This window comes from Mycolicibacterium sp. XJ662 (genome assembly GCF_053484035.1).
In genome coordinates this window covers 31,320-46,670 of record NZ_JBEFTL010000004.1, presented here as the reverse complement: position 1 = coordinate 46,670, position 15,351 = coordinate 31,320, and the positions used below count along the sequence as shown (strand labels likewise).

At 66.1% G+C, this 15,351-nt stretch carries 14 protein-coding genes; 4 read left to right on the top strand and 10 right to left on the bottom strand.

Annotation, left to right across the window (positions count from 1 at the left end; translation table 11 throughout):
- Nucleotides 1–13: 13 nt before the first annotated feature.
- Both serB and ctaD read right to left on the bottom strand, forming a co-directional pair.
- Nucleotides 14–1,261 carry a phosphoserine phosphatase SerB gene (gene serB / locus ABQE93_RS13650; RefSeq protein WP_448408627.1) on the bottom strand — a complete coding sequence of 416 codons (1,248 nt, stop codon included), beginning with the start codon at nt 1,259–1,261 and terminating at the stop codon, nt 14–16.
- Between the two features lie 68 nt (nt 1,262–1,329).
- Entirely contained in the window at nt 1,330–3,060 is a 1,731-nt protein-coding gene (gene ctaD, locus ABQE93_RS13645; protein WP_448408719.1) for an aa3-type cytochrome oxidase subunit I, read from the bottom strand.
- A 161-nt stretch (nt 3,061–3,221) separates the two neighbouring features.
- Here ctaD and ABQE93_RS13640 point away from each other — a divergent pair, with 161 nt between their 5' ends.
- Nucleotides 3,222–4,331, top strand: coding sequence for an iron-siderophore ABC transporter substrate-binding protein (locus ABQE93_RS13640; protein ID WP_448408629.1), 1,110 nt, complete (start codon nt 3,222–3,224; stop codon nt 4,329–4,331).
- Here the strand turns inward: ABQE93_RS13640 and ABQE93_RS13635 are convergent, their stop codons facing one another.
- From ABQE93_RS13635 to ABQE93_RS13620, 4 genes are all read right to left on the bottom strand, one after another.
- Nucleotides 4,332–4,775 carry a hypothetical protein gene (locus tag ABQE93_RS13635; protein ID WP_448408630.1) on the bottom strand — a complete coding sequence of 148 codons (444 nt, stop codon included), beginning with the start codon at nt 4,773–4,775 and terminating at the stop codon, nt 4,332–4,334.
- Between the two features lie 101 nt (nt 4,776–4,876).
- Entirely contained in the window at nt 4,877–6,094 is a 1,218-nt protein-coding gene (locus ABQE93_RS13630; RefSeq protein ID WP_448408632.1) for an NAD(P)/FAD-dependent oxidoreductase, read from the bottom strand.
- A gap of 3 nt (nt 6,095–6,097) precedes the next feature.
- On the bottom strand, nt 6,098–6,286 hold the full coding sequence (locus ABQE93_RS13625) for a ferredoxin (RefSeq protein WP_448408634.1): 189 nt from the start codon (nt 6,284–6,286) through the stop codon (nt 6,098–6,100).
- A 13-nt stretch (nt 6,287–6,299) separates the two neighbouring features.
- On the bottom strand, nt 6,300–7,229 hold the full coding sequence (locus ABQE93_RS13620) for a metal-dependent hydrolase (protein WP_448408635.1): 930 nt from the start codon (nt 7,227–7,229) through the stop codon (nt 6,300–6,302).
- 349 nt (nt 7,230–7,578) lie between these two features.
- On the opposite strand from ABQE93_RS13620, the gene ABQE93_RS13615 reads away from it, so the two are divergent.
- A complete protein-coding gene (locus ABQE93_RS13615; RefSeq protein WP_448408636.1) occupies nt 7,579–9,372 on the top strand; it encodes a thiamine pyrophosphate-requiring protein in 1,794 nt (597 codons plus the stop codon).
- A 9-nt stretch (nt 9,373–9,381) separates the two neighbouring features.
- On the opposite strand, the gene nrdF is transcribed toward ABQE93_RS13615, so the two are convergent.
- The 3 genes from nrdF to ABQE93_RS13600 form a co-directional block, all read right to left on the bottom strand.
- The gene (gene nrdF, locus ABQE93_RS13610; protein ID WP_448408637.1) at nt 9,382–10,356 is read right to left on the bottom strand and encodes a class 1b ribonucleoside-diphosphate reductase subunit beta; all 975 of its coding nucleotides are present in this window, start codon (nt 10,354–10,356) and stop codon (nt 9,382–9,384) included.
- Between the two features lie 51 nt (nt 10,357–10,407).
- Nucleotides 10,408–11,967: a flavin-containing monooxygenase gene (locus ABQE93_RS13605; protein WP_448408638.1), complete on the bottom strand. Its 1,560-nt coding sequence runs from the start codon at nt 11,965–11,967 to the stop codon at nt 10,408–10,410.
- A 166-nt stretch (nt 11,968–12,133) separates the two neighbouring features.
- Nucleotides 12,134–12,871: a TetR/AcrR family transcriptional regulator gene (locus ABQE93_RS13600; RefSeq protein ID WP_448408639.1), complete on the bottom strand. Its 738-nt coding sequence runs from the start codon at nt 12,869–12,871 to the stop codon at nt 12,134–12,136.
- A gap of 161 nt (nt 12,872–13,032) precedes the next feature.
- Between ABQE93_RS13600 and ABQE93_RS13595 the strand changes: the two genes are divergently transcribed.
- Nucleotides 13,033–14,214, top strand: coding sequence for a geranylgeranyl reductase family protein (locus ABQE93_RS13595; RefSeq protein ID WP_448408640.1), 1,182 nt, complete (start codon nt 13,033–13,035; stop codon nt 14,212–14,214).
- Between the two features lie 35 nt (nt 14,215–14,249).
- Entirely contained in the window at nt 14,250–14,681 is a 432-nt protein-coding gene (locus tag ABQE93_RS13590; RefSeq protein WP_448408642.1) for a VOC family protein, read from the top strand.
- Here ABQE93_RS13590 and ABQE93_RS13585 read toward each other — a convergent pair.
- Nucleotides 14,678–15,343 carry a helix-turn-helix transcriptional regulator gene (locus ABQE93_RS13585; RefSeq protein WP_448408644.1) on the bottom strand — a complete coding sequence of 222 codons (666 nt, stop codon included), beginning with the start codon at nt 15,341–15,343 and terminating at the stop codon, nt 14,678–14,680. The genes ABQE93_RS13590 and ABQE93_RS13585 overlap by 4 nt on opposite strands.
- Between the last annotated feature and the right edge of the window lie 8 nt (nt 15,344–15,351).

Here is a 15,351-nt window from a genome sequence, read left to right as displayed (position 1 = left end):
CGCGGAGGAAAGGCTATTCGTCGTCGGGGATTTCGACGCGGCGCATCACCCCGTCGCGGGCGTCGGCCGCCTCGATCTCGCTGCGGGTGATGCCGAGGACGAACAGCAGCGTGTCCAGATAGGGATAGCTCAGCGACGCGTCGGCGACTTCCTTCAGCGCGGGTTTGGCGTTGAACGCGACACCCAACCCGGCGGCGGCGAGCATGTCGATGTCGTTGGCGCCGTCGCCGACGGCCACCGTCTGTTCCATCGGCACCCCGGCTTGCTGGGCGAAATCACGCAACGCCTTGGCTTTTCCGGCCCGGTCGATGATCGGCCCGACCACCCGGCCGGTGAGCTTGCCGTCGACGATCTCGAGTTCGTTGGCGGCGACGAAGTCCATCATCAACTCGTGCGCGAGCGGCGCGATCACCTGGCGGAAGCCGCCAGACACGATGCCGCAGTGATAGCCAAGACGGCGCAGCGTGCGCAACGTGGTCCTGGCGCCCGGGGTCAGCTCGATCTGCTCGCCGACGTCCTCGAGCACCGACGCGGGCAGGCCCTCCAGCGTCGCGACGCGACGGTTCAGCGACTCGGCGAAGTCGAGTTCCCCGCGCATCGCGGCCTCGGTGACCTCGGCCACCGCGGCCGCCGCGCCGACGCGCTCGGCCAGCATCTCGATGACCTCGCCCTGGATCAGCGTGGAGTCGACGTCAAAGACGATGAGCCTCTTGGCTCGTCGCGACAGGCTGTAGTCCTCGAGCGCGATGTCGATGCGTTCGGCGACCGCGACGCGGGCCAGCGCCCTCTGCACCTGCTCCACGTCGCCATCCACCGGCACCGACACCCGCAGCTCCAAACCCGTTACCGGATAGTCGGATACGCCACGGATGGTGTCGATGTTGACCCCCAGGCCCGCCAGTTCCCGGGCCACCACGCCGAACGCCTCGGCGGTGATCGGCCGGCCCAGCACGACGATGGTGTGCGTCGACGGTGCGCGCAGCACGGGCAGGGTGTCGCTGGGTTCGATGGTCACGTCCAGGCCGACGCCATGGATCGCGGTCGTCACCTCGTCGCGCAACTGGTTACCGGCGGCGACGTCCGCCGCGGCGGCCACCAACACCCCCAACGTCAACCTTCCGCGGATGACGACCTGTTCGACGTTGAGCAACTCGACCTTGTGCCGGGACAGCACCCCGAACAACGCCGAGGTGACACCCGGTTGATCGCGTCCGGTGACGGTGATCAACAGCGATGAGCGGTTGCGCTTCTTGCCGGTCATGAGCACTCACCGGGAGGCTCGACCGGCGGCCACGCTCTCGGCATGCTCATCGCCGAACGCCGTATCCGCTAACTGGATTGGTCGACGAGCGGGCTGTCCGCAGGTACATGGGAACGTCCGATGTGAGCTTCGGCACGCATCCGCTCCACCATATGCGGGTAGTGCAGTTCGAAGGCGGGCCGCTCGGAGCGGATGCGCGGCAGTTCGGTGAAGTTGTGCCGCGGCGGCGGGCAGGAGGTCGCCCACTCCAGCGAGTTGCCGTAGCCCCACGGGTCATCCACGAGGACCGGTTCGCCGTAACGCCAGCTCTTGAAGATGTTCCAGGTGAACGGCAGCACCGACACCCCGAGAATGAACGCGCCGACCGTCGACACCACGTTCAGCGTGGTGAACCCGTCGGTGGGCAGGTAGTCGGCGTAGCGCCGCGGCATGCCCTGGTCGCCGAGCCAGTGCTGCACCAAAAACGTGGTGTGGAAGCCGATGAACGTCAGCCAGAAGTGCAGCTTGCCCAGCCGCTCGTCGAGCATTCGCCCGGTCATCTTCGGGAACCAGAAGTAGATGCCGGCGTACGTGGCGAACACGATGGTGCCGAACAGCACGTAGTGGAAGTGCGCCACCACGAAATACGAGTCGGTGACGTGGAAGTCCAGCGGCGGGCTGGCCAGCAGCACACCCGTGACGCCGCCGAGCAGGAACGTCAGCAGAAAGCCGACCGAGAACAGCATCGGCGTTTCAAAGGTTAACTGCCCCTTCCACATCGTGCCGATCCAGTTGAAGAACTTGATACCGGTCGGCACCGCGATCAGGAACGTCATGAACGAGAAGAACGGCAGCAGCACCGCCCCGGTGGCGTACATGTGGTGCGCCCACACCGCGATCGACAGCGCCGCGATACCGATTGTCGCGTAGATCAGCGTCGTATAGCCGAAGATCGGCTTACGGGAGAACACCGGGAAGATCTCGCTGACGATGCCGAAGAACGGCAACGCGATGATGTACACCTCGGGATGGCCGAAGAACCAGAACAAGTGCTGATACAACAGCACACCGCCGTTGGCCGGGTCGTAGATGTGGCCGCCGAGGTGGCGGTCGTAGGCCAGCGCGAACAGCGCGGCGGTCAGCAGCGGGAACGCGATCAACACCAGGATCGACGTGACGAGGATGTTCCAGGTGAACACCGGCATCCGGAACATCGTCATGCCCGGGGCGCGCATGCACACCACGGTCGTGATCATGTTGACCGCACCCAGGATCGTGCCGAGACCGGACACGCCGAGGCCAAAGATCCACAGGTCACCGCCCGCGCCCGGCGAATGCATCGCGTTGGACAGCGGGGCGTAGGCGGTCCAGCCGAAGTCAGCCGCGCCGCCGGGGGTGATGAAGCCGCTGAGCGCGATGCAGGCGCCGAACAAGAACAGCCAGAACGAGAACGCGTTGAGCCGCGGGAACGCCACGTCGGGGGCGCCGATCTGCAGCGGCAGCACCAGGTTGGCGAACCCGAACACGATCGGGGTCGCATAGAACAGCAACATCACCGTGCCGTGCATGGTGAACAGCTGGTTGAACTGTTCGTTGGACAGGAACTGCAGTCCCGGCGCCGTCAGCTCGGTGCGCATGAACAGCGCCATCAGCCCGCCGATGAAGAAGAAGATGAAGCAGGCGACGCAGTACATCATGCCGATCAGCTTGTGATCGGTCGTCGTGATCAGGTTGTAGAGCAGGTTGCCCTTGGGCCCCATCCGCTCGGGAAAAGGACGACGAGCTTCGAGCTGTCCGATTGGGGGCGCTTGCGCTACCAACAGGTCCTCCATACGTCTGGTCGGGGCTACACCCCCAGTCATCAACGATGAATCCTAGCTTCCCTAAAAGACGGGTGTCGGGGTGGTCCTACATAACGTCGTACTTCGCCCGTAACGGTGATTGACCAGCGTGGAGCGCCGCGGATGTTACCGTCGGCGACGTGCTGATCAGCAGAGCGCGCATCGGCGTGTGGGCTGCCCGGTCGGCGACGCCGCTCATCACTGCCGCAGCGACGGTGGCGCTGATCAGCGGATGCGGTCAGGGCGGCGGCGAGGCCCCGGGACCCGAGGCCGGGTCGGTCGTTACCAGCACGACTAAGATTGCTGGCGCCGGTGTGCTCGGCAACCAACGCCGCCCCGACGAGTCGTGTGCCCCCGAACCCGCTGCCGTCGACCCGGGGCCGCCGGATCGCCTCGTCCGCCACGCCGCGGGCGAGACGGAGGTGCGTGCGGACCCACAACGCATCGTGGCGCTCTCCGGCGATCAACTCGACGCCCTGTGCGCGCTGGGGCTGCAATCGCGCATTGTGGCCGCGGCGCTGCCGGACGGCTACTCCGAGCAACCGTCCTACCTCGGTTCGGTGATCCACGATGTGCCGGGTGTCGGCACGCGCAGCGCACCGGATCTCGAGGGCATCCGGGCCGCGGAGCCCGACCTGATTCTGGGGTCAGAAGCGCTGACACCCGAGGAGTTCGGCGCGTTATCGCAGATCGCGCCGACGGTGTTCACCGGCGCCCCGGGCGCGGCCTGGCAGGACAACCTGGGCACGGTGGGCGCGGCGACCGGACGTGCCGACGCTGCCGGCGGCCTGATCGAGGGCTTCGAGAGGGCCGCCGACAGGACCGGAGCCGAAAACGACGCGACCCATTTCCAGGCGTCTGTGGTGCAGTTCACCGACACCACGATGCGGGTCTACGGCGCGAACAACTTTGCGGCCAGCGTGCTGGCCGATGTCGGCGTGGACCGTCCTGCGGCGCAACGGTTTACCGACAGGCCCTACACCGAGATCGGCATTACCGACGCCGACCTGTCGGACTCCCCCGATCTGTCCGCCGCCGACGGCGACATCGTCTACGTCTCGTTCACCACGACCGAGGCCAAGGAGCACGCCACCACCGTGATGGAAAGCGACGCGTGGAAGAGGTTGTCGGCCAACCGTGACAACCGCGTGTTCGCGGTCAACAACGAGGTATGGCACGGCGGCGGAGGCATCGTCGCCGCCCGCGGCGTGCTGGAAGACCTGCGCTGGATCAACGCGCCGATCAACTGATCAGAACTTACGGATGTTGCCCGCGTTGACGTAGATCCCGTGGCCGGTGGGTACGTAGGTGATTTTGGTGCGCAGCCCCTCCGGTTGGACGGTCCAACCGTTGACCTGGTACTCCCCGCCGTCGACGGGCACCGGAGGCGACGCCGGTTCGGGCAGATCGCCTCGGTCCCAATAGAACTCACCGGTGCCCCGGGTGACCAGCAGGTTCAGCCGCTGGTTCCATTTGGATGACTCGTACGGCGCCATACCCCAGGGTTGGCCGTTGGTCAGCGCGCAGACCGCCACCGGCCCCGTCCCGAACGCGTGGTTGTCGGCGCTCAGATCGCACCGCACCGCACCGGAATCGACCAGTACCTGCTGCCCCGGTTCGGCCGCCGCCTGCGGCGCCAGCATCAGCGCACCGGCAAGGGCCGCCCCCAGAACCGTCGCTGCCTGACGAATCATGTCGGTCTCCATGTCCCGTTCACGCCATCACCTTCAGCCGGAAATGTTCTCACGGCCCTGATCACCACAGGCCGGTTTCCCGTGAACTCGTCCGGATGCCGCTAAGCGGGCTGCATCTGACGGCGCGGCGGAAACGCGGCACCGTCGGTGATGATTTCTCGGTACTCGTGCACTCGGTCCGGGATGGTGCCGAGCACCGCGATCGTGCGGCCTCGCTTACCGTAGGCGGCGACGAATTGCCCTGCGCCCAAGTCGCCTTCGACGACCGCGACAGTGTCGTAACCTGTTGGTACGCCCACTAATTGGAGCTTGAGATCGTACTGGTCGGACCAGAAGTACGGCACGGCGTCGTACTCTTGGGCGTCGTCGGGCCCAACCAGCAAATTCCGTGCCGCGGTGATCCCTTGCCGCGAGGCGTGATCCCAGTGCTCGATACGCAGATGTTCCTGGTAGAGCGGATGCCACCAGCGCGCGACATCGCCAGCGGCCACGACACCGGTCACGCCCTCGGCCGCACCGGTGGCGTCACACACCACGCCGTTGTCGATTCTGATGCCGGAGCCCTGCAGCCAGTCGGTGACCGGCTCGACCCCGAGGCCGATGAGCACCAGGTCGGCCTTGATCTTTGACTTGTCGCTCAGCCGGACAGCCTTCACATGCTCGTCGCCGACGAACCCGTCGACGTGGACACCGACGCGCACGTCCACGCCGTGCCGTCGATGAAGATCGGTCCAGCAGTTTCCCATCTCCACACCGAGTGCCGCCTGCAGCAGTGATTCGGTTCGGGAAAGCAGAGTGACCTTGTGTCCCATCGAGTTCAGGCTCGCCGCGACCTCGGTGCCGATGAACCCGCCGCCGATCACCACGACGCGGGAGCGCTTGCCGAGTCTGGAGCGGATCGCCAGGCAGTCGTCGACCGTGCGCAGCGCCAGCACGCCGTCGGGCGCCGGGCCGCCGGGCCAGCGGCGGGCGTCGGCGCCGCTGGCGATCACGAGGCCGTCGAACTCCACGGTCTGCTCTTGGCCGTCGTCATGCACGGCGACGGTGCGCGATGCCATGTCGACGCCGACGGCGCTGGCGCCGCGCAGCACCCGCGCGCTGAACTCGTTTTGCGGCGCCATGTCGATACCGGCCCGGTGTACCTCGCCGGTGAGCAGCTTCTTCGACAACGGCGGCCGGTGGTAGGGCGCGTACCGTTCGGCACCGATCAGCGTCAGCTCACCGTCGTAGCCCTCGGTCCGCAACGTTTGCGCCGCCATGGCGCCGGCCACTCCGGCGCCGACGACCACGATCTTCCGCGGGGAACGATCCGATGCCATGGGTCAGTCCTGCACTGTGATCGCTTGGGTTGGACACGACACTTGCGCGCCGACCAGCTTCTGCTGTAGGTCCTCGTCTGGCTGCTCCTGCAGGAGGTGAAGACCGTCGTCGCGGACGTCGAACACCTCGCGGCAGATGCTCATGCAGACCCCGTTGCCGTCGCAGGTGTCGAGGTCGACGTACACCTTCATCCGTCGCTCCTATCTAGCTGTGGGCCGCCTGCACCGCGGCCTCCCGCTCGTGTGCTGTGGCGCGTTCACGGGCGTCCCGCGCCGCCGGCGAGTACGCGAGGTAATCCAGCGCCATCTGGGTGTCGGCCTCGGGACCGGGATGGTGCCCGCGACGCATGTATCGCAGCGGGACGGCCACCAGGATGTGCCAGGGGTCGGGCAGCAGATCCTTGCGCGCGGCGCGCCGCCAGTCCCGCCAGCGCCATTTCGTATCGATGGATGCGTCGTGGGCCATCAGGTAGCGGGCGCCGGCGATCCACCAGCCGACGAACAGCGGCGCGGTCATCAACATGGAGGACGCCCTGATCCAGTAGCTTCCGCACACGTTTTGGTAGACATCGAACACCAGTGAGCGGTGCTCGACCTCCTCGGCGCCGTGCCAGCGCAGCAGGTCGAGCATCTCGGGGTGCGCGCCCGCGTTCTCCAGGCCCTTGTTCTGCAGGATCCACTGGCCGAGCACGGCCGTGAAGTGTTCGAGGGACGCCACATCGGCCAGACGCCGATACAACCACCACCGCTTCAGCGGCGCCGGGAAGAACCTCGGCGGATCACCGAGCGTCACCGACAACGTCCGTCCCAGGCGGTCGGTGTAGCCGGCGGTGTCGATGCCCTGTTCGGCCATCCGGTCCAACACCACCTGGTGCGCCCACGCGTGCCAAGACTCCTGCTGAATGAATGGTTTGATGGCCGCTTCCAGTTCGGGATCGTCGACCTGCGACGACGCTTCCAACACCGCCTTGATGAAGTGGCGCTCCCCCTCGGGCAGCAACAGGTGCAGGACGTTGACCATGTGCGTGCAGAAGGGGTTGCCCGGCACCCAGTGCACGGGCAGGTTCGACCAGTCGAAGCGAACTTTGCGCCGAAACTCCGGGTGTCCGTCGTGATGCAATTCCACCTCAGGCATCAGCCACTCCTGCCGTCCGTCGAGCAACCGGGGGGTCGCTCATCACCCCGTACTTCTTCTGTAGACCGGCAGATCTATCTCTAAACACGGTTGGCCGGCGTGTCTCGCGCATAATCCCGAGTCGCCTTCGCTTAACGGGTGAACTATGTTGCGTGGCAACGATATTAGCCGAATTTGCGTCATCGCAACAATCGGCCAGCAGGAGACCCTCAGCTAGTTCCCAGCCGACGCACAGAAATCGTCGGGTATGGGCGAGCGCTGAGGGGGTACGAGATGAGCGAGGGTGACCGGCCCGCCGCGCGCCTCGCGCAGCGGCCGACGCAATACGCCCGAATCGAAGGGAGACTTCATGGCCAGCCAGAATGTCGCCGACTTCCTGCTCGAGCGGTTGCGCGCATGGAACGTCGAGCACGTCTTCGGCTACCCCGGCGACGGGATCAACGGGATCCTGGCGGCGTTCGGCCGCGCCGATAACAACCCGCGGTTCATCCAGTCCCGGCATGAGGAGATGAGCGCGTTCGAGGCCGTCGGCTACGCGAAGTTCGGCAACAAGGTCGGCATCTGCATGGCGACGTCGGGGCCGGGCGCCATCCATCTGCTCAACGGGTTGTACGACGCGAAACTCGACCATGTCCCCGTCGTCGCCATCGTCGGTCAGACCGACCGCACCGCGATCGGGGGCTCCTATCAGCAGGAGGTCGACCTGCTCAGCCTCTACAAGGATGTCGCCAGCGACTACGTCCAGATGGTGACGGTGCCCGAACAGTTGCCCAACGTGTTGGACCGCGCGATCCGCGTCGCACTCAGCGAGCAGGCGCCCACCGCGGTGATCATTCCCGGCGACGTGCAGGAACTCGAGTACTCACCGCCGACGCACGAGTTCAAGATGGTGCCGTCGAGCCTCGGGACCGAGTGGCCGATGCCGGCGCCCGATGATGCGGCGATCGCGCGGGCGGCCGAGGTGCTCAACGCGGGTGAGAAGGTGGCGATCCTGGTGGGCGCGGGTGCGCGCGGAGCGCACGAGGAGGTCGCCGAAGTGGCCGACCTGCTGGGTGCCGGCGCGGCGAAAGCGTTGCTGGGTAAGGATGCGCTCTCCGACGAATTACCTTGGGTCACAGGTGCAATCGGGCTGCTTGGCACTCGCCCGTCCTATGAGTTGATGCGCGACTGCGATACGTTGCTGACCGTCGGTTCGAGCTTTCCCTATTCGCAGTTCCTGCCGCCGTTCGACCAGGCCCGCGCCGTGCAGATCGACATCGACCCCAAGATGATCGGCATGCGCTACCCGTATGAGGTCAACGTGGTGGCGGATGCGAAGGCCGCGTTGCGCGCGCTGATTCCGCATCTGGAACGCAAACCGGACCGGTCGTGGCGGGAAACGGTCGCGTCGACGGTGGCGCGGTGGTGGGAGACCATGCACAAGGAGGCCATGGTCTCCACGGACGCGATCAACCCGTTGCGGCTTTTCGCCGAGTTGTCCCCGCAGCTTCCCAGCAACGCGATCGTCACCGCCGACTCCGGCTCCGCGGCCAACTGGTATGCCCGGATGTTGCGTTTCCGCGACGATATCCGCGGGTCGCTGTCGGGCACGCTCGCGACGATGGGTCCCGGGGTGCCCTACGGCATCGGCGCCAAATTCGCCGCACCCGAGCGGCCCGTCATCGTGTTCGAGGGCGACGGCGCCATGCAGATGAACGGGCTGGCCGAACTGATCACGGTCAAGCGGTACTGGCAGGAGTGGGACGATCCGCGGCTGATCGTCGCGATCCTGCACAACAACGACCTGAACCAGGTGACATGGGAGATGCGCGCGATGGCCGGCGCGCCAAAATTCGTTGAGTCCCAGTCTCTTCCGGATGTCGACTATGCGGCGTTCGCGGCCGGGCTCGGGTTGAACGCGATGGTGATCAAGGACCCCGAAGAACTCCACGATGCGTGGCGCGATGCGTTGGCCGCGGACCGGCCGACGGTTCTCGACGTGTTCACCGACCCGGACATGCCGCCGATTCCGCCGCACGCGGAGTGGGATCAGGCCAAGGCAGCCGCGACGGCGGTGCTGAAGGGCGACGAGGACCGTTGGGGCTTCATCGTCACGGGCCTCAAGACCAAGGCCCAGGAGTTTCTGCCGCACAAGAACGGCTGAGCGCCGACGTTAGAAGTCCCAGTCCTCGTCTTCGGTGTTGACCGCCTTCCCAATGACATACGACGAACCGGACCCCGAGAAGAAGTCGTGGTTCTCGTCGGCATTGGGGCTTAGCGCCGACAGGATCGCCGGGTTGACGTCGGTCTCGTCACGCGGGAACAGCGCCTCGTAGCCGAGGTTCATCAGCGCCTTGTTGGCGTTGTAGCGCAGGAACTTCTTGACGTCCTCGGTCAGGCCGACCTCGTCGTAGAGGTCCTGGGTGTACTCGACCTCGTTGTCGTAGAGCTCGAACAGCAACTCGTAGGTGTAGTCCTTGAGCTCCTGCTGTTTGGCGGCGTCCTCGGCGGCCAGGCCGCGCTGGTACTTGTAGCCGATGTAGTAGCCGTGCACGGCCTCATCGCGGATGATCAGCCGGATCATGTCGGCGGTGTTGGTCAGCTTGGCGCGGCTGCTCCAGTACATCGGCAGATAGAAGCCCGAATAGAACAGGAAGCTCTCCAGCAGCGTGGAGGCCACCTTGCGCTTGAGCGGCTCGTCACCCTTGTAGTACTGCATGACGATCTCGGCCTTGCGCTGCAGGTTCGGGTTCTCCTCCGACCAGCGGAACGCATCGTCGATCTCAGCCGTCGAGCACAACGTGGAGAAGATGTTGCTGTAGCTCTTGGCGTGCACCGACTCCATGAACGCGATGTTGGTGTAGACCGCTTCCTCGTGCGGGGTCATCGCGTCGGCGATCAGGCTGACCGCGCCGACGGTGCCCTGGATCGTGTCCAGCAGCGTCAGGCCGGTGAACACCCGCATGGTGAGTTGCTTCTCGGCCGGCGTCAGCGTGTTCCATGACGGGATGTCGTTGGACACCGGCACCTTTTCCGGCAACCAGAAATTGCCGGTCAGCCGGTGCCAGACCTCGGCATCTTTCTCGTCTTGCAGCCGGTTCCAGTTGATCGCCGAGACCCGATCGATCAGCTTCACGCCTTCGCTCACAGCACCCACCTTGGAACGTTGGAAACCCGTTGGAAACCTCTGCCCCGGACACTACCCCTGGGGGGCGACTACGTTTGGAACCGCGACATCTTGTGTTGGCGTGTCGCGCGGCCGGTCCCAGAACCGGTACTCCGAGGGGTCGAATCGGCGGGTGGCAAACCAGTACTGCCACGTCATCCCGCTCCACAGCGTCCGGTTGACGCCGTGCTCATCGAGATACCAGCTCTGGCACCCGCCGGTGCTCCACACCGTGTCCGCGAGTTCGTCCTGCAGCTTGTCGTTGTAGCGGTCCTGCGCTTCGCGGGTCGGCGCCAACGCCTGCACACCGGCCCGGTCGACGGCGGCGATGGCCTGGGCGGCGTACCGGATCTGCGACTCGATCATGAACACCACCGAGTTGTGCCCCAGCGCGGTGTTCGGGCCGAGCAGGAAGAACAGGTTGGGCATGCCGGCGACCGTGATGCCGCGCAGCGCCGCGATGCCCTCCCGGTTCCACCGGTCCACCAGGTCCTCACCGCCCGGGCCCTTGATGTGCACGTAGGTGTACGAGTCGGTCACGTGAAAGCCGGTGCCGAAGACGACGACGTCGACGTCGCGTTCGGTCCCGTCGGCCGTGACGATGCCCCGCGGCGTGAACCGCGCGATGCCCTCGGTGATCACCTCGGTCTTCGGGTTGGCGATGCCGCGGTAATAGGTGTCTGAGTTGAGGATCCGCTTACAGCCGGCCCGGTAGTCCGGGGTGAGCTTGCGGCGTAACTCGGGTTCTTTGATCGACCGGTTGATGTTCCATTTGCCCAGCAGCTCACCGATCTTCAGCAGCCGGGGTTGGCGCGTCATCGCGAAGCCGACAGCTTCGTGACCCCAGTAGATGGCCGCACGCAGCAGTTGGCGGGTGCCCGGAACCTTGGTGAACACCTGCTGCATCCACTCCGGGATGGGGTTGTTGGGCCGCGGCATCACCCACGCCGGGGTGCGCTGGTAAAGATGCAGTGCGGCAACGTCTTTGACGATCTCGGGTACGATCTGGATCGCGCTAGCGCCGGTGCCGATCACCGCGACCCGTTTGTCGGTGAGGTCGACGCTGTGGTCCCACTCCGCGGAATGAAAAGCCGCACCTTGGTATTCGTCGAGTCCCTCGAAGTCGGGGATCATCGGGATGTGCAATCCGCCGGCACCGGACACCACGAACTGCGCAACGTACTCCCGGCCGTCCTTGGTGAACACATGCCAGCGCATTTCCGCGTCGTCCCAGTGCGCGCGGTCGACGTGTTGGTTGAACCGGATATGCCGACGCAGCCCGTACTTGTCGGCCACTCCCTTGAGGTAGTCGAAGATCTCGGGCTGAAACGACCACATGTGGTTCCAGTCGGGCTTGGGCTCGAACGAGAACGAGTACATGTGCGACGGGATGTCACATGCGCATCCCGGATAGGTGTTGTCGCGCCAGGTGCCGCCGATCTCGTCGGCCTTCTCCAGGATCAGGAACTCGACACCTTGCTTCTGCAGCTCGATGCCCATCCCGAGACCGGAGAATCCGGTACCGATGATCAACGTGCGGGTGTGCACGGGTTTGGCGGCCGTTGCCTGGTCCGCCTGCTCGGCCACCGTCATCATTGGGCCTCTTTCCTGGGAACGCCGGTACCGGGTACTTACTCAAGTCTCCGGCTCACGGGGGCGGGTGTCAATGACGCCGACACTCACCGTGCCGAGTGTGGCGTCGACGCACACTCCCGCGGCCGGATGCGTGCGGGTAACCCACGTTCGGCCGGATCGGGCCTCACGCGACGGGTTGCTGGCGCACCGCGGTGTGCAGCGGCTCGTTGACGTCGATCTTGACGCCGAGCAACTCCGCGGTGCCGTTGATCGCGCCCATCATGATCGTGGTCATGTGCGCGATGAACTCGTCGGCGGGCATGCGACGTGGGCTGTCGTCGTCGGCGCCCAGCCACCAGTCGGTCGCCGAGGCCGCGGTGCCGAAGATGGCGAACGCCGCCAACTCGAACGCGGCCGGGTCCAGGGCCATGTCCTCGAGCTCGCTGCTGATGATGTCGGCGACGGCCAGCGTGATGTCGCGTCCCTTGTTGACGGTCGTCATCGCGGCCGCGGACTGGTCGGCGAAGCGGCCCTGCAGCAGGAACCGCACGACGTTGGGGTGCTGGTCGACCAGGTCGACGTAGTGCTGCACGCCGCGGCCGACGATCTCGCGGGCGGAGTCGGTCTCCACGTTGATCGACGGGATGATCGCCGCCCACAACATGTCGCGCATCCGCTCGCCGATCTGGGCGAACATGTCGGATTTGTCGACGAAATGGCGGTAGATCTTTGGCTTGGCCGTCCCGGCCTCCTCGGCGATCTCGCGCACGCTCACATTGGGTCCGAGGCGGTCGATCGCGCGGAACGCGGCGTCGACGATCTCGGCCCGCACCTTCTTGCGGTGCTCACGCCAGCGTTCGCTGCGGGCGTCGACCTTGACACCCGCTTCGCCGGCTGCGCGCGGCCTCGCCCCTCGTCGCACCCGATCACTGTACCGCTGGAACCGGCTGACCTGCTCAGACCATGCCGGGGACGGCTCGAAACGGCGCTGGTCCAGCGACGTTGCGCCGCGGTCCTCCGACGAGAAGGACAGCGCCGACGCGGGTAATATCGCGGCGACAACCGATCGACGAGACGAGATTCATGACGCAGCGATACGACCTGGTCATTGCCGGTGGCGGGCCGTCGGGGTCGGCGGCGGCGTGGCAGGCCGCGCAGACCGGCGCCAAGGTAGTGGTCTTGGACAAGGCCGAGTTTCCCCGCGACAAGCCGTGCGGCGACGGCCTGACCGCCCGGGCGGTCAGCTACCTGCAGAAAATGGGCCTGGCCGACGAGGTCGCCACCTTCCACCGCGTCAACCGCGTCACGGTGTTCAGCCCTAGCCAGTGGGAGCTGTCGTTCCCCCGCCGTCCCGGCATGCCCGACCACGGCCACACCGTCAGCCGCACGCACCTGGACACGGTGCTGCTCAAACATGCCGAATCCGCCGGCGCCGAGGTGCGCCAGGGCGCAGAGGTCAGCGCCCCGATCGTCGAGAACGGCCGCGTCGTCGGTGTGACGCTCAAGAGCGGCGAGAAGGTCTACGGCGACGCGGTGATCGCCGCCGACGGCGCCTACTCCCCGATCAAGCGGGCGTTGAAGATCGATTCGGAGTACAACGGTTATTCGGCGATCGCGATCCGCTCGGAGATGCCCGCCAACCGGCCCGACTCCGACAGCCTCGACATCTACCTGAAGCTGGCCTTCGAAGGTGATCAGTTGCCGGGCTACGGCTGGGTGTTCCCGATGGGGAACGGCGTGTTCAACATCGGGCTGGGTTACGTCAACAGCTACAAGAACTGGCAGTCGATCAACGCGACGAAGTTCCTCGGCGAGTTCCTGCGCACGCTGCCGCCGGAGTGGGAATTGCCGCCGATCGAGGAACTCAAAAAGAACAAGAGCGTGCGCGCCTGGCGGCTGCCGATGGGTTTCACCGCCTGGCCGCCGTGGCGTCCCGGTGTGCTGTTCGCCGGCGATTCGCTGGGTGCGGGCAAGCCGGCCTCCGGCGCCGGTATCTCCAAGGCGCTCGAATCCGGTTTGGCCGCAGGCGAATGCGCGATCGCTGCGCTGACCAACAGCGGGCCTGACGACTTCACCAACTACGCGCTGCGGATGGAAGAGGCGTGGGGCAGGGAGTACCGGCGCGGCCGCTACTTCCACAAGATGCTGGGCTATCCCAGGTTCGCCAACGCCGGTGTCAAGCTCATCGACAACGCCGCGTTCCGCGACCGCATGCTCAAGGCGCTGTACAAGAAGGCGCAGGGTCCGCAGCACACGGTGAAATAGCCGACTTGTCACCCGTCGGGCGTAACGTGCCCGGCGTGGAACAACGCATCAGCTTGATCACCCTCGGCGTCGACGATCTGGCGCGGGCCCGGCGCTTCTACGAGGAGGGCCTGGGCTGGACGGCCACCCAGTCGGCCGAGGGTGTCGTGTTCTATCAACTACCCGGTGTCGCGTTGGCGCTGTTCGGCCGCGACGACCTCGCCGAGGACACCCGGCAGCGCATCGACGGCCGGTTCAGCGGCATCACGATCGCGGTCAACCAGCGCACCGAGGCCGACGTCGACGCGGTGCTGGCCCAGGCGCAGGCCGCGGGGGCCACGCTTCTCAAACCGGCCGAAAAGGTGTTCTGGGGCGGGTATTCCGGCTACTTCGCCGACCTCGACGGCCACGTATGGGAGGTCGCCGTCAACCCCGACTGGACCATCAACGACGACGGCACGCTGACCATCGGCGGGGCTGCGGGCTAGCCGGGCCGCAGCATCAGGCTCACTTCGCAGGAGCCCGCGCGCGCATCCGGGGTGACGGCCGCCAGGTAGCGCCGGCCGATCGCCTCGACGTTGCAGTCGATCACTTCCTGGATCAGGCCCTGCTGGATCCCGCGCACGACCTCAGGTGCGGTGGCGGCGACCTCGGCCAGCGGACAGGTACAGATCTGCACCGTCACCTCGTCGAACGAGTTGAGCACTGAGCGCGCCTCAAACCCCAACTCCCCCAACGTCGCAACCACCAGATCCGTGATCGTCGTCTCCTCACGGCGGCGTGCCACCCGCACCCGGTGCGCCAGGTCCGCGCCGATGCGCAGCGCACGCTGTTCGCGTTCCTGCGCCGTGCCGCCCAGATGCGCGGCGAACAGCGCGACGATGTCGGCGTAGTCCAGGCTCGGCGCCAGCTCGTAGGTGAGCCGTGGCCGTCCGGCGCCTGCACCTTTGATGCCGTCGCCGCGCCGGATGAGGCCCTGATCTTCCAGCGCGGTCAGGTGGAACCGGGCCGTGGTGACGTGAACGCCCAACTGGTCGGCGACGTGCTGTGCGTCGATGGGACCCTCCGCGGTCCGAATCAGGCCCATGACCCGCTGCCGCTGTTGTCCTGCCGTCCGCTCGGCCAGCGAAACGACTCCGTGGTGCCGCATCGGCATCG